General features: G+C 53.3%; 22 protein-coding genes and 2 tRNA genes. 21 read left to right on the top strand and 3 right to left on the bottom strand.

Annotation, left to right across the window (positions count from 1 at the left end; all coding sequences use genetic code 11):
• The first annotated feature begins 236 nt into the window (after positions 1-236).
• The 5 genes from DFR77_RS07420 to DFR77_RS07400 all read left to right on the top strand — a co-directional run bounded on the left by DFR77_RS07420 (position 237) and on the right by DFR77_RS07400 (position 4,537).
• Complete coding sequence (locus tag DFR77_RS07420; protein WP_047924292.1) at positions 237-557, top strand: accessory factor UbiK family protein; 321 nt, start codon at positions 237-239, stop codon at positions 555-557.
• Positions 558-570: 13 nt separating this feature from the next.
• Positions 571-2,067, top strand: coding sequence for a YifB family Mg chelatase-like AAA ATPase (locus DFR77_RS07415; protein ID WP_003693541.1), 1,497 nt, complete (start codon positions 571-573; stop codon positions 2,065-2,067).
• A 105-nt stretch (positions 2,068-2,172) separates the two neighbouring features.
• On the top strand, positions 2,173-3,036 hold the full coding sequence (ftsN, locus tag DFR77_RS07410; RefSeq protein WP_010360712.1) for a cell division protein FtsN: 864 nt from the start codon (positions 2,173-2,175) through the stop codon (positions 3,034-3,036).
• Between the two features lie 2 nt (positions 3,037-3,038).
• Complete coding sequence (locus DFR77_RS07405) at positions 3,039-3,683, top strand: thiol:disulfide interchange protein DsbA/DsbL (protein ID WP_003689466.1); 645 nt, start codon at positions 3,039-3,041, stop codon at positions 3,681-3,683.
• A gap of 32 nt (positions 3,684-3,715) precedes the next feature.
• Positions 3,716-4,537 (top strand): undecaprenyl-diphosphate phosphatase, encoded by an 822-nt coding sequence (locus DFR77_RS07400; RefSeq protein WP_003689465.1) that lies wholly within the window; start codon positions 3,716-3,718, stop codon positions 4,535-4,537.
• A 185-nt stretch (positions 4,538-4,722) separates the two neighbouring features.
• On the opposite strand, the gene DFR77_RS07395 is transcribed toward DFR77_RS07400, so the two are convergent.
• The 3 genes from DFR77_RS07395 to DFR77_RS07385 form a co-directional block, all read right to left on the bottom strand.
• Positions 4,723-4,798: transfer RNA gene (locus DFR77_RS07395), tRNA-Ala, on the bottom strand.
• Between the two features lie 7 nt (positions 4,799-4,805).
• Positions 4,806-4,882, bottom strand: a tRNA-Met gene (locus DFR77_RS07390).
• Positions 4,883-4,977: 95 nt separating this feature from the next.
• Positions 4,978-6,225: a class I SAM-dependent methyltransferase gene (locus DFR77_RS07385; RefSeq protein WP_010951292.1), complete on the bottom strand. Its 1,248-nt coding sequence runs from the start codon at positions 6,223-6,225 to the stop codon at positions 4,978-4,980.
• A 278-nt stretch (positions 6,226-6,503) separates the two neighbouring features.
• Between DFR77_RS07385 and mraZ the strand changes: the two genes are divergently transcribed.
• From mraZ to DFR77_RS07295, 16 genes are all read left to right on the top strand, one after another.
• Positions 6,504-6,959 carry a division/cell wall cluster transcriptional repressor MraZ gene (mraZ, locus tag DFR77_RS07380; RefSeq protein ID WP_003689463.1) on the top strand — a complete coding sequence of 152 codons (456 nt, stop codon included), beginning with the start codon at positions 6,504-6,506 and terminating at the stop codon, positions 6,957-6,959.
• Complete coding sequence (gene rsmH / locus DFR77_RS07375) at positions 6,956-7,912, top strand: 16S rRNA (cytosine(1402)-N(4))-methyltransferase RsmH (protein WP_003689462.1); 957 nt, start codon at positions 6,956-6,958, stop codon at positions 7,910-7,912. Before mraZ ends, rsmH begins: the two co-directional genes overlap by 4 nt.
• Before the next feature lie 26 nt (positions 7,913-7,938).
• The gene (gene ftsL, locus DFR77_RS07370; protein ID WP_003689461.1) at positions 7,939-8,202 is read left to right on the top strand and encodes a cell division protein FtsL; all 264 of its coding nucleotides are present in this window, start codon (positions 7,939-7,941) and stop codon (positions 8,200-8,202) included.
• A gap of 60 nt (positions 8,203-8,262) precedes the next feature.
• Positions 8,263-10,008, top strand: coding sequence for a peptidoglycan D,D-transpeptidase PBP2 (penA, locus tag DFR77_RS07365; protein ID WP_003693546.1), 1,746 nt, complete (start codon positions 8,263-8,265; stop codon positions 10,006-10,008).
• Positions 10,009-10,032: 24 nt separating this feature from the next.
• Positions 10,033-11,511, top strand: coding sequence for a UDP-N-acetylmuramoyl-L-alanyl-D-glutamate--2,6-diaminopimelate ligase (locus tag DFR77_RS07360; protein WP_003693548.1), 1,479 nt, complete (start codon positions 10,033-10,035; stop codon positions 11,509-11,511).
• Between the two features lie 22 nt (positions 11,512-11,533).
• A complete protein-coding gene (locus tag DFR77_RS07355) occupies positions 11,534-13,180 on the top strand; it encodes a phosphoethanolamine transferase family protein (RefSeq protein ID WP_003693549.1) in 1,647 nt (548 codons plus the stop codon).
• Between the two features lie 124 nt (positions 13,181-13,304).
• A complete protein-coding gene (locus tag DFR77_RS07350) occupies positions 13,305-14,663 on the top strand; it encodes a UDP-N-acetylmuramoyl-tripeptide--D-alanyl-D-alanine ligase (RefSeq protein WP_017147009.1) in 1,359 nt (452 codons plus the stop codon).
• A 2-nt stretch (positions 14,664-14,665) separates the two neighbouring features.
• Positions 14,666-14,842 carry a hypothetical protein gene (locus tag DFR77_RS07345; protein WP_003689452.1) on the top strand — a complete coding sequence of 59 codons (177 nt, stop codon included), beginning with the start codon at positions 14,666-14,668 and terminating at the stop codon, positions 14,840-14,842.
• A 244-nt stretch (positions 14,843-15,086) separates the two neighbouring features.
• On the top strand, positions 15,087-16,169 hold the full coding sequence (gene mraY, locus DFR77_RS07335; protein WP_003689450.1) for a phospho-N-acetylmuramoyl-pentapeptide-transferase: 1,083 nt from the start codon (positions 15,087-15,089) through the stop codon (positions 16,167-16,169).
• Positions 16,170-16,293: 124 nt separating this feature from the next.
• Positions 16,294-16,674 carry a tetratricopeptide repeat protein gene (locus DFR77_RS07330; protein WP_003689448.1) on the top strand — a complete coding sequence of 127 codons (381 nt, stop codon included), beginning with the start codon at positions 16,294-16,296 and terminating at the stop codon, positions 16,672-16,674.
• Positions 16,675-16,758: 84 nt separating this feature from the next.
• Complete coding sequence (gene murD, locus DFR77_RS07325; RefSeq protein WP_003689446.1) at positions 16,759-18,096, top strand: UDP-N-acetylmuramoyl-L-alanine--D-glutamate ligase; 1,338 nt, start codon at positions 16,759-16,761, stop codon at positions 18,094-18,096.
• 178 nt (positions 18,097-18,274) lie between these two features.
• Positions 18,275-19,546 (top strand): FtsW/RodA/SpoVE family cell cycle protein, encoded by a 1,272-nt coding sequence (locus DFR77_RS07315; protein WP_025455912.1) that lies wholly within the window; start codon positions 18,275-18,277, stop codon positions 19,544-19,546.
• A 3-nt stretch (positions 19,547-19,549) separates the two neighbouring features.
• Positions 19,550-20,617, top strand: coding sequence for an undecaprenyldiphospho-muramoylpentapeptide beta-N-acetylglucosaminyltransferase (gene murG / locus DFR77_RS07310; RefSeq protein ID WP_003689443.1), 1,068 nt, complete (start codon positions 19,550-19,552; stop codon positions 20,615-20,617).
• Positions 20,618-20,771: 154 nt separating this feature from the next.
• On the top strand, positions 20,772-22,181 hold the full coding sequence (gene murC, locus DFR77_RS07305; RefSeq protein ID WP_033908872.1) for a UDP-N-acetylmuramate--L-alanine ligase: 1,410 nt from the start codon (positions 20,772-20,774) through the stop codon (positions 22,179-22,181).
• Positions 22,182-22,292: 111 nt separating this feature from the next.
• Positions 22,293-23,207: a D-alanine--D-alanine ligase gene (locus DFR77_RS07300; protein ID WP_003689437.1), complete on the top strand. Its 915-nt coding sequence runs from the start codon at positions 22,293-22,295 to the stop codon at positions 23,205-23,207.
• Positions 23,197-23,925 (top strand): cell division protein FtsQ/DivIB, encoded by a 729-nt coding sequence (locus tag DFR77_RS07295; protein ID WP_003689436.1) that lies wholly within the window; start codon positions 23,197-23,199, stop codon positions 23,923-23,925. Before DFR77_RS07300 ends, DFR77_RS07295 begins: the two co-directional genes overlap by 11 nt.
• Positions 23,926-23,943 lie beyond the last annotated feature (18 nt).

Genomic DNA, 23,943 nt, shown 5'->3' with positions numbered 1-23,943 from the left:
GCGCATCGGAAAAATCATTTAAAACAGCATATTGTTTTGTAGTGTCTTGTAATGTAATCGGGCGTTGCGCGGAATATGAAATCCGTTTTCAGGCGGCAGGTGTCTCGAAGTGTAATTTTAGCAACCGCAAAGGGGGCGCGGTATGTTTTGACGATTATCCGCCGCCCGTTTTCAGACGGCATTTTTCCTTATACAATAGCCGCTTGAATTTGATATGTTCAGGAAGGATGCAGATTATGTTCGGCAAGCAGCTTTTTGAAGAAGTCGGCTCGAAAATCAGCGAAACCATCGCCAACAGCCCTGCCAAAGATGTGGAAAAAAATATTAAGGCGATGCTGGGCGGCGCGTTCAACCGTATGGATTTGGTTACGCGCGAAGAATTCGACATCCAGCAGCAGGTTTTGATTAAAACCCGTACCAAACTGGCGGCTTTGGAAGCACGTCTGGCGAGACTCGAAGCCGCGCAAAATCCCGAACGGGCAGCATTGGAAGCGGCTGAAGCCGCTGCCGAAGAAGCCGTCGCCGAAATCAGGCAGCAAACCGAAGCCGGCGAATAAGGCCGTCTGAAATATGTCGCTTGCCTTGGTTTACAGCCGCGCCTTGAGCGGTATGAATGCGCCGTTGGTCGAAGTGGAAGCCCACCTTGCCAACGGCCTGCCGCATTTCAACATCGTCGGACTGCCCGATACGGAAGTAAAGGAAAGCCGCGACCGCGTCCGTGCCGCCATTATTCAAAGCGGTTTTGAATTCCCCGCCAAAAAAATCACCGTCAACCTCGCCCCTGCCGACCTGCCCAAAGAGTCGGGGCGTTTCGATTTGCCGATTGCAATCGGCATCCTTGCCGCATCGGGGCAGGTTGCACCCGAAAAGCTGGCGGAATACGAGTTTGCGGGGGAATTGGCACTGTCGGGGTTGTTGCGCCCCGTGCGCGGCGCGTTGGCGATGGCGTGGCAGGGTATGCAGGCAAAACGTGCATTTGTTTTGCCTGAAGAAAACGCAGGACAAGCCGCCGTGATGCGCGGCATTACCGTTTACGGCGCGCGCTCTTTGGGCGAAGTCGCCGCTCATTTGAACGGTATCGAACCTTTGGCGCAAACCGAATGTTCCGTACCGCAAATGCCGTCTGAACATGGCGGACAACCTGATTTGTGTGATGTGAAAGGTCAGCACTCTGCCCGCCTTGCTTTGGAAATCGCCGCCGCAGGCGGACACAGCCTCTTGATGATGGGCCCGCCGGGAACAGGCAAGTCTATGCTCTCCCAACGGCTGCCCGGCATCCTGCCGCCGCTGGCCGAAGACGAATTGGTAGAAGTTTGGGCATTGCGTTCGCTCCTGCCCAACCACCAACAACAACTCGACAGCAACCGTCCTTTCCGCAGTCCGCATCACGGCGCCAGCGCGGCGGCTATGGTCGGCGGCGGCTCGGATCCGCGTCCGGGCGAGATTTCATTGGCGCATCACGGCGTTTTATTTTTGGACGAATTGCCCGAGTTCGACCGCAAAGTTTTGGAGGTTTTGCGCGAACCGTTGGAAAACGGCGAAATCCACATTTCCCGCGCGGCGCGCCAAGCCGTCTATCCCGCCAAATTCCAGCTTGTCGCTGCCATGAACCCGTGTCCGTGCGGTTATCTCGGGCATCCCGTCAAACCCTGCCGCTGCACGCCCGAAAGTGTCGCGCGTTACCGAAGCAAAATTTCCGGTCCGCTGCTCGACCGCATCGATTTGACCATCGAAGTCCCCAGCCTGTCCGCCGCCGAACTGATGCAGCAGGAAGCGGGCGAAAGCAGTGCGTCCGTTTTGGAACGCGTCATCGCCGCCCGCGGCAAACAATACGCACGGCAGGGCAAAGTCAACGCCGCTTTGAGCGTCAGCGAACTCGATTCCCAAGCCCGCATCCAAAAAGAAGCGCAGGAAGCCTTGGGTAGCCTGCTGGAAAAATTGTCTCTTTCCGCCCGCAGCTTCCACCGCATTATGCGCGTGGCGCGTACATTGGCGGATTTGGCGGGCGATGAAGAAGTCGGCAGAAGCCACGTCATGAAAGCCATAGGCTTCCGTCGTGCTTTATAGGAACGGGAATGGAAGCAGGTTTTGCCCAAATATGGCGATATTGTTAGAATATCCGCCCGTAAGCAAACGGCGTTAATGCCGTCTGAAACACATTAAGGTATGTTTATGAACAAATTTTCCCAATCCGGAAAAGGTCTGTCCGGTTTCTTCTTCGGTTTGATACTGGCAACGGTCATTATTGCCGGTATTTTGCTTTATCTGAACCAGGGCGGTCAAAATGCGTTCAAAATCCCGGCTCCGTCGAAGCAGCCTGCAGAAACGGAAATCCTGAAACTGAAAAACCAGCCTAAGGAAGACATCCAACCTGAACCGGCCGATCAAAACGCCTTGTCCGAACCGGATGTTGCGAAAGAGGCAGAGCAGTCGGATGCGGAAAAAGCTGCCGACAAGCAGCCCGTTGCCGACAAAGCCGACGAGGTTGAAGAAAAGGCGGGCGAGCCGGAACGGGAAGAGCCGGACGGACAGGCAGTGCGCAAGAAAGCACTGACGGAAGAGCGTGAACAAACCGTCAGGGAAAAAGCGCAGAAGAAAGATGCCGAAACGGTTAAAAAACAAGCGGTAAAACCGTCTAAAGAAACAGAGAAAAAAGCTTCAAAAGAAGAGAAAAAGGCGGCGAAGGAAAAAGTTGCACCCAAACCGACCCCGGAACAAATCCTCAACAGCGGCAGCATCGAAAAAGCGCGCAGTGCCGCTGCCAAAGAAGTGCAGAAAATGAAAACGTTTGGCAAGGCGGAAGCAACGCATTATCTGCAAATGGGCGCGTATGCCGACCGCCGGAGCGCGGAAGGGCAGCGTGCCAAACTGGCAATCTTGGGCATATCTTCCGAAGTGGTCGGCTATCAGGCGGGACATAAAACGCTTTACCGCGTGCAAAGCGGCAATATGTCTGCCGATGCGGTGAAAAAAATGCAGGACGAGTTGAAAAAGCATGGGGTTGCCAGCCTGATCCGTGCGATTGAAGGCAAATAATTATGAAGTTTAAACATCTGTTGCCGCTGCTGCTGTCGGCAGTGTTGTCCGCGCAGGCATATGCCCTGACGGAAGGGGAAGACTATCTTGTGTTGGATAAACCCATTCCTCAAGAACAGCCGGGAAAAATTGAGGTTTTGGAATTTTTCGGCTATTTTTGCGTACATTGCCATCATTTCGATCCTTTGTTATTGAAACTGGGCAAGGCATTGCCGTCTGATACTTATCTGCGGACGGAGCACGTGGTCTGGCGGCCTGAAATGCTCGGTCTGGCAAGAATGGCTGCTGCGGTCAAGCTGTCGGGTTTGAAATATCAGGCAAACTCTGCTGTGTTTAAAGCAGTTTACGAACAAAAAATCCGTTTGGAAAACAGGGCTGTTGCCGGGAAATGGGCTTTATCTCAAAAAGGTTTTGACGGCAAAAAACTGATGCGCGCCTATGATTCCCCCGAAGCTGCCGCCGTCGCATTAAAAATGCAGAAACTGACGGAACAATACGGTATTGACAGCACGCCGACCGTTATTGTCGGCGGAAAATACCGCGTTATCTTCAATAATGGCTTTGATGGCGGCGTTCATACGATTAAAGAATTGGTTGCCAAAGTCAGGGAAGAACGCAAGCGTCAGACCCCTGCTGTACAGAAATAGCCGAACTCCCGTATCCGAAAGAAGCGCAAGCAATGGATTTTTTGATTGTCCTGAAAGCCCTGATGATGGGCTTGGTAGAAGGTTTTACCGAATTTTTACCGATTTCCAGCACCGGACATTTGATTGTGTTCGGCAATCTGATTGGTTTTCACAGCAATCACAAGGTTTTTGAAATTGCCATCCAGCTCGGTGCGGTTTTGGCGGTAGTGTTTGAATACCGGCAGCGTTTCAGCAATGTGTTGCATGGCGTGGGAAAAGACCGGAAAGCCAACCGTTTCGTCCTCAATCTTGCCATTGCTTTTATACCTGCCGCCGTGATGGGGCTGTTGTTCGACAAACAAATCAAAGAGTATCTGTTTAACCCCTTGAGTGTTGCAGTCATGCTGGTTTTGGGCGGTTTTTTTATTTTGTGGGTGGAGAAACGCCAAAGCCGAGCAGAGCCTAAAATTGCCGATGTTGATGCATTGCGTCCGATTGATGCGTTGATGATCGGTGTTGCCCAAGTGTTTGCACTGGTTCCGGGTACGTCCCGTTCGGGCAGTACGGTTATGGGCGGGATGCTTTGGGGAATCGAGCGGAAAACGGCAACGGAGTTTTCATTTTTCTTGGCCGTTCCGATGATGGTTGCAGCAACGGCTTATGATGTCCTGAAACATTACCGATTTTTCACCCTGCATGATGTCGGTTTGATTTTGATAGGCTTTATTGCCGCTTTTGTTTCCGGTTTGGTAGCGGTTAAAGCACTGCTGAAGTTTGTTTCCAAGAAAAACTATATCCCGTTTGCCTATTACCGCATTGTTTTCGGCATTGTCATCATAATATTGTGGTTGTCGGGCTGGATAAGTTGGGAATGAAACCATAAACCCGACCTGAAGACATTATTCAGGTCGGGTTTGTCTGGCGGGCTGATAAAATCAGGACAGGCGGGGCAATAGGTTTAAAGTCGATTGCCTGTTTTGAAGGCAGTGGTTTATTCTTTATTTTCCGGCAATCAGGCAATAAAAAAGCACATACCTTTTACGGTCTGTGCTTTTTTATCTGGTGGAGGTAAGCGGGATCGAACCGCTGACCTCTTGCATGCCATGCAAGCGCTCTACCAACTGAGCTATACCCCCGAAAATCTGGTAGCGAATCAGGGACTCGAACCCCGGACACAAGGATTATGATTCCTCTGCTCTAACCGACTGAGCTAATTCGCCGTTTCGTGAATTAGCTATTATATGTTTTTTTGTTTTTTTGACAAGCCGTATTTTTTAATTTTGAATTAGTTTCTTGTTTTTAAATGTTAAAAAGTTTATGCCGTCTGAAGCGGATTCAGACGGCACGAGGGTTGGAGTTTGTGGCAGATGTCGCCGAAGCGGAATCCTGCCCAGTCGATGCCGATATTTTTTCCGAATGCGATGACTTTAAACAGTTCGCCCATTTCATGCTGGTCAATCAGTTTTTGAACAGCGGCGGCTTCACGGATATAGGCTGCCGAATCTGTTTTACCCGTCTGTGCCAACAGTTCGGTTATGCCCAGATTCAGCAGAAAATGGGACTGGGGCAGATAGCCTGTCAAATCCAGTCCTGCATCCGTACCGGCTTGGGCAATGTCGGTAAAGTTGACGTGGGCGGTCAGATCTGCCAACCCGATGAAGTCGAAAGGATTGTGGATAACGTGGTGTCGGTAGTGTCCGATCAATGTGCCTTGATTGCGTTGCGGGTGGTAATACTGCGCCGCATCAAAACCGTAGTCGATGAATATCATACCCCCGCGTTCAAGCCTTGAGGCAAGGGTGCGGATAAAGGCATATTGTTGCGGGTGCAGTTCGCTGGTATAGGGATAATCTGTTTGAGGAAAATAGAGGGAAGCCGAGGTGGAAAGCGACGGGTCGTGCAAGGGTCTTGCAGAATAGGCGAAACGGCCGTTATCCGTGCAAACGCCGATGTGCTCGAGTAATCCTCCTTCATTTTTACGGACGATTTCGACAGGTATGGCATCGAGTAATTCGTTGCCGATGATGATGCCGTCAAACGCTTCGGGAAGTGCGGTCAAGTGGACAACTTTTTGAGATGCTTCCGGTGCACGGGCTTGAATCAGGTTTTTCTGACGTGCTGCCAGCTCCGGCGATATTTCAATAATATAGTAACAGTTGATGCTGTCTGAAACGCTGCCCAACAAATCGGCGGCAAGCTGTCCGGTTCCCGCGCCGAATTCATAGATATTGCCCGCCGTTTGGGGCAGGAGTTCTTGAAGTTGGCGTGCCAGTGTCTGTGCAAACAGAGGGGTGAGGGTCGGTGCGGTAATAAAATCCCCGGTATTGCCGATTTTATGGCTGCCGCCGGTGTAGTAGCCGTATTGCGGAGCGTATAAAACCAATTCCATAAAACGTGAAAATGGAATCCAATTGCCGTGTTTGCCGATTTCTTCGGCAATGAGGGTTTGCAGATTGAGCGAGGATTGCCGTGCTTCGGGGGAGGGGAGGAGCATGATAAATGTTAGCTTGTGTAAATTTATTGGATTTCCCGACATATTACACGTTGGTACGGGTGCTGTCATGGCTTTATCTTAATACTATATATTGTGTTTATATTATTAAATTAATCATATATAGTTGTTTATTGGTTCGGTCACTCTGTACTGCACCCGCCGTGCCGTTGTCGTCATTTTTTATCTTATTGTTTTTAAACAGAATAAAAATTTCAGATATGTTAATGAGTTTTCATGCCCTGATTTGACCGAGTGTTTAAAATTTCTTATAGTGTCGATTGGTGGGGAATTGTGGGGCAAAGTGTCTCTTTTACCCTTGTGATTTTGATTTCGGCTTGGGGCATGTCATGTTCGGCGGCGCACACGAATTAAGCATCGACAGTAAGGGGCGGTTGGCTGTTCCTGCCAAATTCCGCGACATTCTGTCGCGCCTCTATACGCCTGCCGTAGTGGCAACGCTCGAGTCGAAACATAAGCTGTTGATGTACCCTGTTGCGGAGTGGGAAAAGGTTGCGGCGCAACTTTTAAACTTAAAAGTGGCGGATAACCCTGTTTTGCGGCGGTTTCAAAATCTTTTGCTGCATAACGCGGAAATTTTGGAATGGGACAGCGCCGGCAGGGTGCTGGTTCCTGCCGGACTGAGGAAAAGGGTGGATTTCGACCGTGAAGTTGTTTTGGTCGGCCGTGCCAACCGTTTGGAGCTTTGGGGTCGCGAGCAGTGGGAGGCTGAGATGGTTCAGGCTTTGGATGACGATCCTGACGAACTTGCCTTCCAGTTGAGTCAGACGGATTTGCAATTGTGAGTGGAGCAGAAAGTTACCGGCATATCACGGTCTTGCTGAATGAGGCGGTGGATGCGCTTGCCGTGCGCGAAGACGGTGTCTATGTGGACGGTACGTTCGGCAGGGGAGGGCATTCCCGGCTGATTTTGTCGCGTTTGGGCGATGCGGGGCGGTTGATTGTTTTCGACAAAGACCCGCAGGCGATTGCTGTGGCAGAAGAGCTGGCGCGTTCGGACAAACGGGTCGGTGTCGTGCATGGCGGTTTTGCTTCGTTTCAGACGGCATTGGATGGTTTGGGTATCGGCAAGGTGGACGGTGCGCTGTTTGATTTGGGGATTTCGTCTCCGCAAATCGATGACGGCAGCCGCGGTTTCAGCTTCCGTTTCGATGCCCCTTTGGATATGCGTATGGATACGACGCGCGGTATGTCTGCCGCAGAGTGGATAGCGGTTGCGTCGGAACAGGATTTGCACGAGGTAATCAAGAATTATGGTGAAGAGCGGTTTAGCCGCCAGATTGTGCGCGCCATTGTCGCGCAACGGGCGGAAAGTCCAATCGATACAACCCGCAAGCTGGCGCAGATCGTGGCACAAAACGTCCGTACTCGCGAGCGGGGGCAGGATCCTGCGACGCGCACCTTCCAGGCAATCCGCATCTTTATTAACCGCGAGCTTGAAGAAGTAGGGGCGGTATTGCCGCAGGTCATGTGCCGTCTGAAAGAGGGCGGGCGTTTGGCGGTCATTGCTTTCCATTCGTTGGAAGACCGCATTGTGAAGCAGTTTGTCAAAAAATATTCGCAACACGAGCCCCTGCCGAGCTGGGCGGCGGTCAGAGAAGCGGATTTGCCCGAGCCGCCCCTGAAAATCGTGGGCAGGGCATTAAAGCCGGGTGAAGCGGAAATTGCCGCCAACCCGAGGGCGAGGAGCGCAGTTTTGCGTGTGGCGGAGCGGACTGCCGGTCCGATACCGGAATAATAACAGAGAAAAACGTCTGAACGGCAATGAACAAATCGAATTTCTTTCTGCTGCTTGCGGTGTGCGTTTCCGCTTTTTCCGTTGTGATGCAGCAAAACCAGTACAGGCTCAACTTCACAGCTTTGGACAAGGCGAAAAAACAGGAAATCGCCTTGGAGCAGGATTATGCGCAAATGAGGCTGCAACAGGCGCGTTTGGCGAATCACGAAGCGATCAGGGCGGCGGCAGAAAAACAAAACCTCCATCCGCCGGTTTCGGGCAATACCTTTATGGTGGAACATCAAAGATAGAAGCAGCCTGTGTGCCGGAATCGGATTCCTGCATCAGGATAATAATAACGAGAAGTAAAAATGTTGATTAAAAGCGAATATAAGCCCCGGATGCTGCCCAAAGAAGAGCAGGTCAAAAAGCCGATGACCAGTAACGGACGGATTAGCTTCGTCCTGATGGCAATGGCGGTCTTGTTTGCCTGTCTGATTGCCCGCGGGCTGTATCTGCAGACGGTAACGTATAACTTTTTGAAAGAACAGGGCGACAACCGGATTGTGCGGACTCAAGCATTGCCGGCTACACGCGGTACGGTTTCGGACCGGAACGGTGCGGTTTTGGCGTTGAGCGCGCCGACGGAGTCCCTGTTTGCCGTGCCTAAAGATATGAAGGAAATGCCGTCTGCCGCCCAATTGGAACGCCTGTCCGAGCTTGTCGATGTGCCGGTCGATGTTTTGAGGAACAAACTCGAACAGAAAGGCAAGTCGTTTATTTGGATCAAGCGGCAGCTCGATCCCAAGGTTGCCGAAGAGGTCAAAGCCTTGGGTTTGGAAAACTTTGTATTTGAAAAAGAATTAAAACGCCATTACCCGATGGGCAACCTGTTTGCACACGTCATCGGATTTACCGATATTGACGGCAAAGGTCAGGAAGGTTTGGAACTTTCGCTTGAAGACAGCCTGTATGGCGAAGACGGCGCGGAAGTTGTTTTGCGGGACCGGCAGGGCAATATTGTGGACAGCTTGGACTCCCCGCGCAATAAAGCACCGCAAAACGGCAAAGACATCATCCTTTCCCTCGATCAGAGGATTCAGACCTTGGCCTATGAAGAGTTGAACAAGGCGGTCGAATACCATCAGGCAAAAGCCGGAACGGTGGTGGTTTTGGATGCCCGCACGGGGGAAATCCTCGCCTTGGCCAATACGCCCGCCTACGATCCCAACAGACCCGGCCGGGCAGACAGCGAACAGCGGCGCAACCGTGCCGTAACCGATATGATCGAACCTGGTTCGGCAATCAAACCGTTCGTGATTGCGAAGGCATTGGATGCGGGCAAAACCGATTTGAACGAACGGCTGAATACGCAGCCTTATAAAATCGGACCGTCTCCCGTGCGCGATACCCATGTTTACCCCTCTTTGGATGTGCGCGGCATTATGCAGAAATCGTCCAACGTCGGCACAAGCAAACTGTCTGCGCGTTTCGGCGCCGAAGAAATGTATGACTTCTATCATGAATTGGGCATCGGTGTGCGTATGCACTCGGGCTTTCCGGGGGAAACTGCAGGTTTGTTGAGAAATTGGCGCAGGTGGCGGCCCATCGAACAGGCGACGATGTCTTTCGGTTACGGTCTGCAATTGAGCCTGCTGCAATTGGCGCGCGCCTATACCGCACTGACGCACGACGGCGTTTTGCTGCCGCTCAGCTTTGAGAAGCAGGCGGTTGCGCCGCAAGGCAAACGCATATTCAAAGAATCGACCGCGCGCGAGGTACGCAATCTGATGGTTTCCGTAACCGAGCCGGGCGGCACCGGTACGGCGGGTGCGGTGGACGGTTTCGATGTCGGCGCTAAAACCGGCACGGCGCGCAAGTTCGTCAACGGGCGTTATGCCGACAACAAACACGTCGCTACCTTTATCGGTTTTGCCCCCGCCAAAAACCCCCGTGTGATTGTGGCGGTAACCATCGACGAACCGACTGCCAACGGCTATTACGGCGGCGTAGTGGCAGGGCCGCCCTTCAAAAAAATTATGGGCGGCAGCCTGAACATCTTGGGCATTTCCCCGACCAAGCCCCTGACTGCCGCAGCCGTCAAAACACCGTCTTAATCCGAGTATCAACGAGATTGTTTTATGTTCAGCAAGTTAAGCCCTTTGGCTGAAACCGGCATCCCGACCCTGTCGTGTGCAAACGCGGCAGGGCATTTGTTGCATTCAGACAGCCGCCAAATCAAACAAGGCGATATTTTCGTTGCCTGTCCGGGCGAATATGCCGACGGACGCAGTTATATCCCCGCCGCCGTTGCCAACGGCGCGGCTTTTGTTTTTTGGGACGACGACGGCAAATTTGCGTGGAATCCCGAATGGAAAGTCCCCAATCAAGGCATCAAAGATTTGAAACACCGTGCCGGCATATTGGCGGCACAGGTTTACGGCAACGTTTCAGACGGTCTCAAAGTCTGGGGCGTAACCGGAACCAACGGCAAAACCTCCATCACGCAATGGCTGGCGCAGGCCGCCGATTTGTTGGGCGAAGAAACCGCCATTATCGGCACGGTCGGCAACGGCTTTTGGGGTGCATTGGAAGAAACCGCGCACACCACCCCCGCCCCCGTCGATGTCCAAACCCTGCTCTACCGTTTCCGTCAACAAGGCGCAACAGCCGCCGCGATGGAAGTTTCCAGCCACGGCCTTGACCAGTCGCGAGTCAACGGCGTGCCGTTCCGCAGCGCAATCTTCACCAACCTCACCCGAGACCACCTCGACTACCACGGCACGATGGAAGCCTACGGTGCTATCAAGTCGCGCCTGTTTTACTGGCACGGCTTGAAACACGCCGTTATCAATACCGATGACGGATACGGCGCGGAACTCGCAGGTCGTCTGAAAAAAGACTGTCCCGATTTAGCCGTTTACAGCTATGGTTTCAGCGAACACGCCGACATCCGCATTACCGACTTTACCGCCTCTTCAGACGGCATGGAAGCCGTATTCCAAACCCCGTGGGGCGAAGGAAAATGCCGCACCCGCCTGCTCGGACGGTTCAACGCGCAAAACCTCGCCGCCTGCATCGCCTTGCTTTGTGCCAACGGTTATCCGCTTGATAAGGTATTGGATGTGCTGGCAAAAATCCGTCCCGCTTCAGGGCGCATGGACTGCATCATGAACAGCGGCAAGCCCTTGGTCGTCGTCGATTACGCCCACACGCCCGACGCATTGGAAAAAGCACTCTCCACTTTGCAGGAAATCAAACCGCAGGGTGCGGCCTTATGGTGCGTATTCGGTTGCGGCGGCAACCGCGATTGCGGCAAACGCCCATTGATGGGCGCGGCAGCCGTACAGGGCGCGGATAAAGTCGTCGTAACCAGCGACAACCCGCGTTTGGAAAATCCGCACGACATCATCAACGACATCCTGCCCGCCGTGCCCGCGCCCGAATGCGTCGAAGCCGACCGCGCCGCCGCCATCCGTTATGCGGTTGAGCAGGCCGCCGCAAACGACATCATCCTGATTGCCGGCAAAGGACACGAAAACTATCAGGATGTACAGGGCGTGAAGCACCGTTTTTCCGATCTTGAAATCGTCGGGCAGGCTTTGTTAACTCGTAAATAATGGGATATTCGGACGGCATCGTATGAAACAATCCGCCCGAATAAAAAATATGGATCAGACATTAAAAAATACATTGGGCATTTGCGCGCTTTTAGCCTTTTGTTTTGGCGCGGCCATCGCATCAGGTTATCACTTGGAATATGAATACGGCTACCGTTATTCTGCCGTGGGCGCTTTGGCTTCGGTTGTATTTTTATTATTATTGGCACGCGGCTTCCCGCGCGTTTCTTCAGTTGTTTTACTGATTTACGTCGGCACAACCGCCCTATATTTGCCGGTCGGCTGGCTGTATGGTGCGCCTTCTTATCAGATAGTCGGTTCGATATTGGAAAGCAATCCTGCCGAGGCGCGTGAATTTGTCGGCAATCTTCCCGGGTCGCTTTATTTTGTGCAGGCATTATTTTTCATTTTTGGCTTGACAGTTTGGAAATATTGTGTATCTGTGGGGGTATTTGCTGACGTAAAAAACTATAAACGCCGCAGCAAAATATGGCTGACCATATTATTGACTTTGATTTTGTCCTGCGCGGTGATGGAGAAAATCGCCGGCGATAAAGATTGGCGAGAACCTGATGCCGGCCTGTTGTTGAATATTTTCGACCTGTATTACGATTTGGCTTCCGCGCCGGCACAATATGCCGCCAAGCGCGCCCACATTTTGGAAGCAGCAAAAAAAGCGTCAACATGGCATATCCGTCATGTTGCGCCCAAGTATAAAAATTATGTTGTGGTTATCGGTGAGAGCGCGCGTTCGGATTATATGAATGTTTACGGTTTCCCATTGCCCGATACGCCTTTTTTGAGTCGGACCAAAGGGCTGTTGATAAACGGTTACCAATCGACCGCCCACGCGACGAATCTTTCGCTGCCGCAGACTTTGGGGCTGCCGGGAGAGCCGAACAATAACATTGTCAGCTTGGCGAAGCAGGCGGGTTTTCGGACGGCGTGGCTGTCTAATCAAGGAATGTTGGGGCATTTTGCCAACGAAATTTCCACCTATGCCCTACGCAGCGATTATCCGTGGTTTACCCAAAGGGGTGATTATGGCAAAAGCGCGGGGTTGAGCGACCGCCTTTTGTTGCCGGCGTTCAAACGGGTTTTGACAGGAAATGCAGGCACGAAGCCTCGGCTGATTGTGATGCACCTGATGGGTTCGCACAGTGATTTTTGCACACGTTTGGATAAGGATGCGCGGCGGTTTCAGTATCAAACTGAAAAAATATCCTGCTATGTTTCCACCATCGCGCAAACCGATAAATTTTTAGAAGATACGGTTAAGATATTGAATGAAAATAAAGAAAGCTGGTCTTTGGTTTACTTTTCCGACCACGGTTTGATGCATGTCGGCAAAGGCGGCGAGCGAACGTTGACACACGGCGAGTGGAAGCGTCAAAGCTACGGCGTGCCGCTGGTTAAAATTTCGTCCGATGACACGCGGCGCGAAATGATTAAAGTGAGGCGCAGCGCGTTTAATTTTTTACGCGGATTCGGCAGTTGGACGGGTATCGAAACCGACGAGTTGCCCGATGACGGCTATGATTTTTGGGGGAATGTCCCCGATGTGCCGGGCGAAGGCAATAACCTTGCATTTATCGACAGACAGTCCGACGACCCCGCGCCGTGGTATGCGGGAAAAGGCAAATCGGCTAAAAATACGTCTAAAAAATGATACGTACAGAAAAAATGCCGAATGAGAATGGGAAAATAATCTGTGTTTTACCACAGCAAAACAGGCGATAAAAAAATCAGCCGCTACCGATGTGTCCGCCGCCCGAATATTAACGAAAGCAAATATGAAACCATTGGACCTAAATTTCATCTGCCAAGCCCTCAAGCTTCCGATGCCGTCTGAAAACAAACCCGTGTCGCGCATCGTAACCGACAGCCGCGATATTCGGGAAGGCGATGTGTTTTTCGCATTGGCGGGCGGGCGGTTTGACGCGCATGATTTTGTTGGAGGCGTATTGTCTGCGGGCGCGGCGGCGGTTGTGGTTTCGCGCGAAGATTGCGCGGCTTTGGGCGGCGCGTTGAAAGTCGATGACACGCTTGCCGCGTTGCAAACGTTGGCGAAGGCGTGGCGCGATAATGTGAACCCGTTTGTGTTCGGCATTACCGGTTCGGGCGGCAAGACGACGGTGAAGGAGATGCTGGCTGCGGTATTGCGCCGCCGTTTCGGCGATGATGCCGTTTCGGCGACGGCAGGCAACTTCAACAACCACATCGGATTGCCGCTGACTTTATTGAAATTAAACGAAAAACACCGCTATGCCGTGATTGAAATGGGCATGAACCATTTTGGCGAACTGGCGGTTTTAACGCAAATCGCCAAACCCGATGCCGCTTTGGTCAACAACGCCCTGCGCGCCCATGTCGGATGCGGTTTCGACGGAGTGGGCGATATTGCCAAAGCGAAAAGCGAGATTTATGCAGGCTTATGTTCAGACGGCATGGCACTGATTCCTCAAGAAGATGCCAATATTGCTGTCTTCAAAACGGCAACGTTTAATTTGAATACGTGCACTTTCGGCGTCGATAGCGGCGATGTCCGCGCGGAAAATATCGTGCTGAAACCTTTGTCGTGCGAATTTGATTTGGTGTGCGGCGACGAGCGCACTGCCGTGGTGCTGCCTGTTCCCGGCCGCCACAATGTCCACAACGCCGCCGCTGCCGCCGCGCTGGCTTTGGCTGCCGGTTTGAGTTTGAACGATGTGGCGGAAGGTTTGCAAGGCTTCAGCAACATCAAAGGCCGTCTGAACGTCAAAGCCGGCATCAAGGGCGCAACCCTGATTGACGATACTTATAATGCGAATCCCGACAGTATGAAAGCCGCGGTTGACGTGTTGGCGCGTATGCCTGCGCCGCGCATTTTCGTGATGGGCGATATGGGCGAACTGGGCGAGGACGAAGCCGCCGCCATGCACGCCGAAGTCGGCGCGTACGCCCGCGACCAAGGCATCGAAGCGGCTTATTTTGTCGGCGACAACAGCGTCGAAGCGGCGGAAAAATTTGGCGCGGACGGTTTGTGGTTCGCCGCCAAAGACCCGTTGATTCAAGTGTTGAGCCACGATTTGCCCGAACGCGCCACCGTGTTGGTGAAAGGTTCGCGCTTTATGCAGATGGAAGAAGTGGTCGAGGCATTGGAGGATAAGTGAAAATGAAAAGCCGACGTTTTTTTAAAGCCTTATTGCTGATTGCCGCGCTGGTCGGCGCGTTTTATGCCGGAATGCGGACGCAGGCGTATCTTTATGAAGATTTATGTTTAGACTTGGGCGGCGGCAAAAATCCGGGGAGCTACCCGATTTGCGTGATTGGGAAAGTCCCTGCACGTTAATCTGCAAAAGCCGTCCGAAACCTTGCCGGACAGCAAGCAAACCTCAAGCGGGCGCAAGCCCGATGTATAGCGGATTAACAAAAATCAGGACAAGGCGGCGGGCCGCAGACAGTACGGATAGTACGGAACCGATCCGCCCGGTGCTTGGGCGCCTTAGGGAACCGTTCCCTTTGAGCCGGGGCGGGGCAACGACGTACCGGTTTTTGTTAATCCGCTATAACGACAAAACAAAAAAGGAAGCCCCATGTTTTTATGGCTCGCACATTTCAGCAACTGGTTAACCGGTCTGAATATTTTTCAATACACCACATTCCGCGCCGTTATGGCGGCGTTGACCGCCTTGGCGTTTTCCCTGATGTTCGGCCCGTGGACGATACGCAGGCTGACCGCGCTCAAATGCGGGCAGGCAGTGCGTACCGACGGCCCGCAAACCCACCTCGTCAAAAACGGCACGCCGACGATGGGCGGTTCGCTGATTCTGACCGCCATTACCGTGTCCACCCTGTTGTGGGGCAACTGGGCGAACCCGTATATCTGGATTCTCTTGGGCGTACTGCTTGCCACCGGTGCGCTCGGTTTTTACGACGACTGGCGCAAAGTCGTTTATAAAGACCCCAACGGCGTGTCCGCCAAATTCAAAATGGTGTGGCAGTCAAGCGTTGCCGTTATCGCCGGTTTGGCATTGTTTTACCTTGCCGCCAATTCCGCCAACAATATTTTGATTGTCCCGTTTTTCAAACAAATCGCCCTGCCGCTGGGCGTGGTCGGCTTTTTGGTGTTGTCTTACCTGACCATCGTCGGCACATCCAACGCCGTCAACCTCACCGACGGCTTGGACGGCCTTGCCGCCTTCCCCGTCGTCCTCGTTGCCGCCGGGCTCGCCATTTTCGCCTACGTCAGCGGACACTACCAATTTTCCCAATACCTCCAGCTTCCCTATGTCGCCGGCGCGAACGAAGTCGCTATATTCTGCACCGCCATGTGCGGCGCGTGCCTCGGATTTTTGTGGTTCAACGCCTATCCCGCGCAAGTCTTTATGGGTGATGTCGGCGCGCTGGCATTGGGTGCCGCGCTCGGTACCGTTGCCGTCATCGTCCGCCAAGAATTTGTCCTCGTCATTATGGGCGGTCTGTTCGTCGTAGAAGCCGTGTCCGTTATGCTTCAGGTCGGCTGGTACAAGAAAACCAAAAAACGCATCTTCCTGATGGCGCCGATTCATCACCATTACGAACAAAAAGGCTGGAAAGAAACCCAAGTCGTCGTCCGTTTCTGGATTATTACCATCGTCTTGGTATTGATCGGTTTGAGTACCCTCAAAATTCGCTGAACCTATGCCGTCCGAACACCTTTCAGACGGCATTTGAACGCGCAATAAACCTGCGGCGGCAATCCGCCCCGTCCTATCGTTAACGGCGGCTGAAACCCGCCTTATACTAAAACAGGAAAAAACCATGAAACAGACAGTCAAATGGCTTGCCGCCGCCCTGATTGCCTTGGGCTTGAACCAAGCGGTGTGGGCGGGTGACGTATCGGATTTTCGGGAAAACTTGCAGGCGGCAGAACAGGGAAATGCAGCAGCCCAATTCAATTTGGGCGTGATGTATGAAAATGGACAAGGAGTTCGTCAAGATTATGTACAGGCAGTGCAGTGGTATCGCAAGGCTTCAGAACAAGGGGATGCCCAAGCCCAATACAATTTGGGCTTGATGTATTACGATGGACGCGGCGTGCGCCAAGACCTTGCGCTCGCTCAACAATGGCTTGGCAAGGCTTGTCAAAACGGAGACCAAAACAGCTGCGACAATGACCAACGCCTGAAGGCGGGTTATTAATCGGCTCGCGATGCCGTCTGAAAGCGGCTTGGGCAAGGGCGGACGTCTCCTGCCCAATATGATTTGTTTTAGGACAAAACCAAAATGACTTTCCAAAACAAAAAAATCCTCGTCGCCGGACTTGGCGGCACGGGTATTTCCATGATTGCCTATCTGCGCAAAAACGGCGCGGAGGTTGCCGCTTATGATGCGGAGCTGAAAGCCGAGCGCGTGGCGCAAATCGGTAAGATGTTTGACGGGCTGGTGTTTTACACGGGTCGTCTGAAAGATGCGTTGGACAACGGTTTCGATATTCTGGCGCTCAGTCCCGGCATCAGCGAGCGGCAGTCGGATATCGAGGCGTTCAAGCAAAACGGCGGGCGCGTGCTAGGCGACATCGAATTGCTGGCGGACATTGTGAACCGCCGCGGCGACAAGGTGATTGCGATTACCGGCAGCAACGGCAAAACCACGGTAACGAGCCTGGTCGGCTATCTCTGCATCAAGTGCGGGCTGGATACCGTCATTGCGGGCAATATCGGTACGCCGGTTTTGGAGGCAGAATTGCAGCGCGAAGGCAAAAAGGCGGACGTGTGGGTGTTGGAGCTTTCCAGCTTCCAACTGGAAAACACCGAAAGCCTGCGCCCGACTGCGGCGACGGTGATGAACATTTCCGAAGACCATCTCGACCGCTACGACGATTTGCTCGACTACGCGCATACCAAAGCCAAGATTTTCCGTGGCGATGGAGTGCAGGTTTTGAATGCGGACGACGTGTTCTGCCGCGCCATGAAACGGGCAGGGCGTGAAGTGAAACGGTTTTCCTTGGAACACGAAGCCGATTTTTGGTTGGAACGCGGGACGGGCTGTTTAAAACAAGGCAATGAAGATTTGATTTCTACGCAAGACATCCCGCTGCAAGGTTTGCACAACGCCGCCAACGTTATGGCTGCCGTGGCTTTGTGCGAGGCCGTCGGTTTGCCGCGCGAAGCATTGCTGGAACACGTCAAAACCTTCCAAGGCTTGCCGCACCGTGTGGAAAAAATCGGCGAGAAAAACGGCGTGGTATTCATCGACGACAGCAAAGGCACGAATGTCGGCGCGACCGCCGCCGCGATTGCCGGTTTGCAAAACCCGCTCTTCGTGATTTTGGGCGGCATGGGCAAAGGGCAGGACTTCACGCCCCTGCGCGACGCGTTGAAAGATAAGGCAAAAGGCGTGTTCCTGATCGGCGTCGATGCGCCGCAAATCCGCCGCGATTTGGACGGCTGCGGCTTGAACCTGACCGACTGCGTCACTTTGGAAGAGGCGGTTCAGACGGCATACGCCCAAGCCGAAGCGGGCGATATTGTCTTGCTCAGCCCCGCCTGCGCGAGTTTCGATATGTTTAAAGGCTACGCGCACCGTTCGGAAGTGTTTATCGAAGCGTTTAAGGCTTTGTGATGCCGTCCGAAACACAAACGCCGTCATTGTTGGGCGGCAAGTAAAGATTTAGAATACCGATTTGGGATGTATCGTATGTTCGGACGGCATTGTCTGCCGTCTGAAATTTTTGCCCTTTGCGGCAGGTGCAAACAGACTGGCAGGTGGTTTTTTGAAGATTTCGGAAGTATTGGTAAAAGTGGGCGACGGTGTCCACACTCTGCTGCTCGACAGGCCGATTGTGCGCGACGGCAGGAAATTCGACGCGCCGCTTTTGTGGATGGTGGTGCTGATGACGGCGTTCGGCCTGCTGATGATTTATTCGGCTTCTGTGTATTTGGCATCGAAGGAAGGCGGCGATCAGTTTTTCTATTTGACCAGGCAGGCGGGGTTCGTCGTTGCCGGCCTTATAGCGAGCGGTTTTTTATGGTTTCTTTGCAGGATGAGGACATGGCGGCGGCTTGTGCCGTGGATTTTTGCCTTATCCGGCCTGTTGCTGGTAGCCGTATTGATTGCCGGGCGCGAAATCAATGGCGCGACCCGTTGGATACCTTTGGGTCCGTTGAATTTCCAGCCGACCGAGCTGTTCAAGCTGGCAGTCATCCTTTATTTGGCAAGCCTGTTCACGCGCCGTGAAGAAGTGTTGCGCAGCATGGAAAGTTTGGGTTGGCAGTCGATTTGGCGGGGGACGGCCAACCTGATTATGTCCGCCACCAATCCGCAGGCACGTCGTGAAACATTAGAAATGTACGGCCGTTTCCGGGCGATCATCCTGCCGATTATGCTGGTGGCGTTCGGTTTGGTGCTGATAATGGTACAGCCGGATTTCGGTTCGTTTGTCGTCATTACCGTCATTACCGTTGGAATGCTGTTTCTGGCAGGATTGCCGTGGAAATATTTTTTTGTCCTGGTAGGCAGCGTCTTGGGTGGGATGGTGCTGATGATTACCGCCGCTCCCTACCGTGTGCAGCGGGTAGTGGCATTTTTGGACCCGTGGAAAGACCCGCAGGGTGCCGGCTACCAGCTTACCCACTCTCTGATGGCAATCGGGCGCGGAGAGTGGTTCGGTATGGGTTTGGGTGCGAGTTTGAGCAAACGCGGCTTTCTGCCGGAAGCGCATACCGATTTTATTTTTGCCATCATCGCTGAAGAATTCGGCTTCTTCGGGATGTGCGTGCTGATATTCTGTTACGGCTGGCTGGTGGTGCGGGCGTTTTCCATCGGCAAGCAGTCGCGCGATTTGGGTTTGACTTTCAACGCCTATATCGCTTCGGGTATCGGCATTTGGATCGGTATCCAAAGTTTCTTCAATATCGGTGTGAACATCGGTGCTTTGCCGACCAAAGGTCTGACGCTGCCGTTGATGTCCTATGGCGGTTCGTCAGTCTTTTTCATGCTGATCAGCATGATGCTGCTGTTGCGTATCGATTATGAAAACCGCCAGAAAATGCGCGGTTACCGGGTGGAGTAAATCATGGGCGGTAAAACCTTTATGCTGATGGCGGGCGGAACGGGCGGACACATTTTCCCAGCTCTGGCTGTGGCGGATTCATTGCGCGTGCGCGGTCATCATGTAATTTGGCTGGGCAGCAAGGATTCGATGGAAGAGCGCATCGTGCCGCAATACGGCATACGCTTGGAAACGCTGGCGATTAAAGGAATACGCGGCAACGGCATCAAACGCAAGCTGATGCTTCCGTTTACTCTGTACAAAACCGTCCGCGAAGCGCAGCGGATTATCCGCAAACACCGTGTCGAGTGCGTCATCGGCTTCGGCGGTTTTGTTACCTTTCCCGGCGGTCTGGCGGCGAAACTCTTGGGCGTGCCGATTGTGATTCACGAGCAAAACGCCGTGGCAGGCTTGTCCAACCGCCACCTGTCGCGCTGGGCGAAACGGGTGTTGTACGCTTTTCCGAAAGCGTTCAGCCACGAAGGCGGTTTGGTCGGCAACCCCGTCCGCGCCGATATTAGCAACCTGCCCGTGCCTGCCGAACGCTTCCAAGGGCGCGAAGGCCGTCTGAAAATTTTGGTGGTCGGCGGCAGTTTGGGTGCGGACGTTTTGAACAAAACCGTACCGCAGGCGTTGGCACTGCTGCCTGAAGAGGTGCGCCCGCAGATGTACCACCAGTCGGGGCGTAACAAGCTGGGCAATCTTCAGGCGGATTATGACGCGTTGGGCGTGAAAGCGGAATGCGTGGAATTTATTACCGACATGGTGTCCGCCTACCGTGATGCCGATTTGGTGATTTGCCGTGCCGGCGCGCTGACGATTGCCGAGTTGACGGCGGCGGGGCTGGGCGCGTTGTTAGTGCCGTATCCTCACGCCGTTGATGACCATCAAACCGCCAACGCGCGTTTCATGGTGCAGGCAGAAGCGGGGCTGCTGTTGCCGCAAACCCAGTTGACGGCGGAAAAACTCGCCGAAATCCTCGGCAGCCTCAACCGCGAAAAATGCCTCAAATGGGCGGAAAACGCCCGTACGTTGGCATTGCCGCACAGCGCGGATGACGTTGCCGAAGCCGCGATTGCGTGTGCGGCGTAAACTGCCGAACCATGCCGTCTGAAAAGCCGTTCAGACGGCATGGATGTTTTTTATTTCAATCCGCTATATATTTGTCAGAAAACTATGGTGCGCAAACGGTCAGACCTTTAAAATAACGCCTTTACGCACTAAAAACCAACCGGAACGCAACATTATGATGAAAAATCGAGTAAGCAACATCCATTTTGTCGGTATCGGCGGCGTCGGCATGAGCGGTATCGCCGAAGTCTTGCACAATTTGGGCTTTAAAGTTTCCGGTTCGGATCAGGCGCGAAATGCCGCTACCGAGCATTTGAGCAGCCTGGGCATTCAAGTTTATCCCGGCCATACCGCAGAACACGTTAACGGTGCGGATGTCGTCGTTGCCTCTACCGCCGTCAAGAAAGAAAATCCCGAAGTTGTCGCTGCGTTGGAGCGGCAAATTCCCGTTATTCCGCGCGCCTTGATGCTGGCAGAGCTGATGCGCTTCCGTGACGGCATCGCCATTGCCGGTACGCACGGCAAAACCACGACCACCAGCCTGACCGCCTCCATCCTCGGCGCGGCAGGACTCGACCCCACTTTCGTTATCGGCGGCAAACTCAACGCCGCAGGCACCAACGCCCGCTTGGGCAAAGGCGAATACATCGTTGCCGAAGCCGACGAATCCGATGCCTCTTTCCTACATCTGACCCCGATTATGTCCGTCGTTACCAATATCGACGAAGACCATATGGATACCTACGGGCACAGCGTCGAAAAACTGCATCAGGCGTTTATCGATTTCATCCACCGTATGCCCTTCTACGGCAAAGCCTTTTTGTGTGTTGACAGCGAACACGTCCGCGCGATTTTGCCCAAAGTGAGCAAACCTTATGCTACTTACGGTTTGGACGATACCGCCGACATCTACGCCACCGACATCGAAAACGTCGGCGCGCAAATGAAATTCACCGTCCATGTTCAAATGAAAGGACATGAGCAGGGGTCGTTTGAAGTCGTGCTGAATATGCCCGGCAGACACAACGTGCTGAACGCATTGGCAGCCATCGGCGTGGCGCTGGAAGTCGGCGCATCGGTTGAAGCGATCCAAAAAGGCTTGCTCGGCTTTGAAGGCGTCGGCCGCCGCTTCCAAAAATACGGCGACATCAAGTTGCCAAACGGCGGGACCGCTTTGCTGGTGGACGATTACGGACACCACCCCGTCGAAATGGCGGCAACCCTTGCCGCTGCACGCGGCGCGTATCCGGAAAAACGTTTGGTGCTCGCCTTCCAGCCGCACCGCTATACCCGCACGCGCGATTTGTTTGAAGACTTTACCAAAGTACTCAATACCGTTGATGCGCTGGTACTGACCGAAGTTTATGCCGCCGGCGAAGAGCCGGTTGCCGCCGCCGACTCCCGCGCCTTGGCGCGTGCTATCCGCGTATTGGGCAAACTTGAGCCGATTTACTGCGAAAACGTCGCCGACCTGCCGCAAATGCTGATGAATGTTTTACAGGATGGCGATGTTGTGTTGAATATGGGTGCGGGAAGCATCAACCGCGTTCCCTCCGCGCTGTTGGAATTGTCGAAACAGATTTGAGATACACCCGCCTGACAGACGGAACATCATATAAAGGTCGTCTGAAACCGCAATCAGGTTTCAGACGACCTCTGACAACAAGCATAAAGCAATTAGGAAAGAACAAAAACAATGCAGAATTTTGGCAAAGTGGCCGTATTGATGGGTGGTTTTTCCAGCGAACGAGAAATCTCGCTGGACAGCGGTACCGCCATTTTGAACGCCTTAAAAAGCAAAGGCATAGACGCATACGCCTTCGACCCTAAGGAAACGCCGTTATCCGAACTGAAGGAGCGGGGCTTTCAGACGGCATTCAACATCCTTCACGGTACTTACGGCGAAGACGGGGCTGTTCAGGGTGCATTGGAACTGTTGGGCATTCCCTATACCGGCAGCGGTGTCGCCGCCTCCGCCATCGGCATGGACAAATACCGCTGCAAACTGATTTGGCAGGCATTGGGATTACCCGTTCCCGAGTTCGCCGTACTGTACGATGATACCGATTTCGATGCCGTCGAAGAAAAATTGGGTCTGCCGATGTTTGTGAAGCCGGCGGCCGAAGGCAGCAGCGTCGGCGTGGTAAAAGTCAAAGAAAAAGGCCGTCTGAAAAGCGTTTACGAAGAATTGAAACACCTTCAGGGCGAAATCATTGCCGAACGTTTTATCGGCGGCGGCGAATATTCCTGCCCCGTCCTGAACGGCAAAGGGCTGCCCGGCATACACATCATCCCCGCAACCGAGTTTTACGACTACGAAGCCAAGTACAACCGAGACGACACCATTTATCAATGTCCTTCGGAAGATTTGACCGAAGCCGAAGAAAGCCTGATGCGCGAACTGGCGGTTCGCGGCGCACAGGCAATCGGTGCGGAAGGCTGCGTGCGCGTCGATTTCCTCAAAGATACCGACGGCAAACTCTATCTGTTGGAAATCAACACCCTGCCCGGTATGACCGGCCATAGTTTAGTACCGAAATCCGCTGCCGTTACGGGCGTGGGTTTTGCCGATTTATGTATTGAAATTTTGAAGGCCGCACATGTGGGATAATGCCGAAGCGATGGAACGGCTGACGCGCTGGCTGCTTGTCATGATGGCGATGCTGCTTGCTGCGTCCGGGCTGGTTTGGTTTTACAATTCGAATCATCTGCCCGTCAAGCAGGTGTCGCTGAAGGGCAACCTGGTTTATTCCGATAAGAAGGCATTGGGCAGTTTGGCGAAAGAATACATCCATGGGAATATTTTGAGGACGGACATCAATGGCGCACAGGAAGCCTACCGCCGGTATCCGTGGATTGCGTCGGTCATGGTGCGCCGCCGTTTTCCCGATACGGTTGAGGTCGTCCTGACCGAGCGCAAGCCGGTTGCACGTTGGGGCGACCATGCCTTGGTGGACGGCGAAGGCAATGTTTTTGAAGCCCGCTTGGACAGACCCGGAATGCCGGTATTCAGAGGCGCGGAAGGAACGTCTGCCGAAATGCTCCGCCGTTATGACGAATTTTCGACTGTTTTGGCAAAACAGGGTTTGGGCATCAAAGAGATGACCTATACGGCACGTTCGGCGTGGAATGTCGTTTTGGACAACGGCATCACCGTCAGGCTCGGACGGGAAAACGAGATGAAACGCCTCCGGCTTTTTACCGAAGCGTGGCAGCATCTGTTGCGTAAGAATAAAAATCGGTTATCCTATGTGGATATGAGGTATAAGGACGGATTTTCAGTCCGCCATGCTCCCGACGGTTTACCCGAAAAAGAATCCGAAGAATAGTGGGAACAGGTATCGGAC

Origin of the sequence: Neisseria gonorrhoeae, assembly GCF_003315235.1 — a bacterium.
Classification (GTDB): Bacteria; Pseudomonadota; Gammaproteobacteria; order Burkholderiales; family Neisseriaceae; genus Neisseria; species Neisseria gonorrhoeae.
Note: the sequence above shows the minus strand (reverse complement) of the source record. Positions and strands in the feature narration are given on the sequence as shown.

What these genes read in the sequence shown, in the direction of transcription:
- murG (WP_003689443.1), top strand. Translation starts at nt 19,550, where the DNA reads ATGGGCGGTAAAACCTTTATGCTGATGGCGGGCGGAACGGGCGGACAC.
- DFR77_RS07330 (WP_003689448.1), top strand. Translation starts at nt 16,294, where the DNA reads ATGAAACAGACAGTCAAATGGCTTGCCGCCGCCCTGATTGCCTTGGGC.
- penA (WP_003693546.1), top strand. Translation starts at nt 8,263, where the DNA reads ATGTTGATTAAAAGCGAATATAAGCCCCGGATGCTGCCCAAAGAAGAG.
- DFR77_RS07385 (WP_010951292.1), bottom strand. Translation starts at nt 6,225, where the DNA reads ATGACAGCACCCGTACCAACGTGTAATATGTCGGGAAATCCAATAAAT.
- DFR77_RS07300 (WP_003689437.1), top strand. Translation starts at nt 22,293, where the DNA reads ATGCAGAATTTTGGCAAAGTGGCCGTATTGATGGGTGGTTTTTCCAGC.
- murD (WP_003689446.1), top strand. Translation starts at nt 16,759, where the DNA reads ATGACTTTCCAAAACAAAAAAATCCTCGTCGCCGGACTTGGCGGCACG.
- DFR77_RS07295 (WP_003689436.1), top strand. Translation starts at nt 23,197, where the DNA reads ATGTGGGATAATGCCGAAGCGATGGAACGGCTGACGCGCTGGCTGCTT.
- murC (WP_033908872.1), top strand. Translation starts at nt 20,772, where the DNA reads ATGATGAAAAATCGAGTAAGCAACATCCATTTTGTCGGTATCGGCGGC.
- mraY (WP_003689450.1), top strand. Translation starts at nt 15,087, where the DNA reads ATGTTTTTATGGCTCGCACATTTCAGCAACTGGTTAACCGGTCTGAAT.
- ftsL (WP_003689461.1), top strand. Translation starts at nt 7,939, where the DNA reads ATGAACAAATCGAATTTCTTTCTGCTGCTTGCGGTGTGCGTTTCCGCT.
- DFR77_RS07360 (WP_003693548.1), top strand. Translation starts at nt 10,033, where the DNA reads ATGTTCAGCAAGTTAAGCCCTTTGGCTGAAACCGGCATCCCGACCCTG.
- DFR77_RS07420 (WP_047924292.1), top strand. Translation starts at nt 237, where the DNA reads ATGTTCGGCAAGCAGCTTTTTGAAGAAGTCGGCTCGAAAATCAGCGAA.
- ftsN (WP_010360712.1), top strand. Translation starts at nt 2,173, where the DNA reads ATGAACAAATTTTCCCAATCCGGAAAAGGTCTGTCCGGTTTCTTCTTC.
- DFR77_RS07400 (WP_003689465.1), top strand. Translation starts at nt 3,716, where the DNA reads ATGGATTTTTTGATTGTCCTGAAAGCCCTGATGATGGGCTTGGTAGAA.
- DFR77_RS07415 (WP_003693541.1), top strand. Translation starts at nt 571, where the DNA reads ATGTCGCTTGCCTTGGTTTACAGCCGCGCCTTGAGCGGTATGAATGCG.
- DFR77_RS07345 (WP_003689452.1), top strand. Translation starts at nt 14,666, where the DNA reads ATGAAAAGCCGACGTTTTTTTAAAGCCTTATTGCTGATTGCCGCGCTG.
- DFR77_RS07405 (WP_003689466.1), top strand. Translation starts at nt 3,039, where the DNA reads ATGAAGTTTAAACATCTGTTGCCGCTGCTGCTGTCGGCAGTGTTGTCC.
- mraZ (WP_003689463.1), top strand. Translation starts at nt 6,504, where the DNA reads ATGTTCGGCGGCGCACACGAATTAAGCATCGACAGTAAGGGGCGGTTG.
- DFR77_RS07355 (WP_003693549.1), top strand. Translation starts at nt 11,534, where the DNA reads ATGAAACAATCCGCCCGAATAAAAAATATGGATCAGACATTAAAAAAT.
- DFR77_RS07350 (WP_017147009.1), top strand. Translation starts at nt 13,305, where the DNA reads ATGAAACCATTGGACCTAAATTTCATCTGCCAAGCCCTCAAGCTTCCG.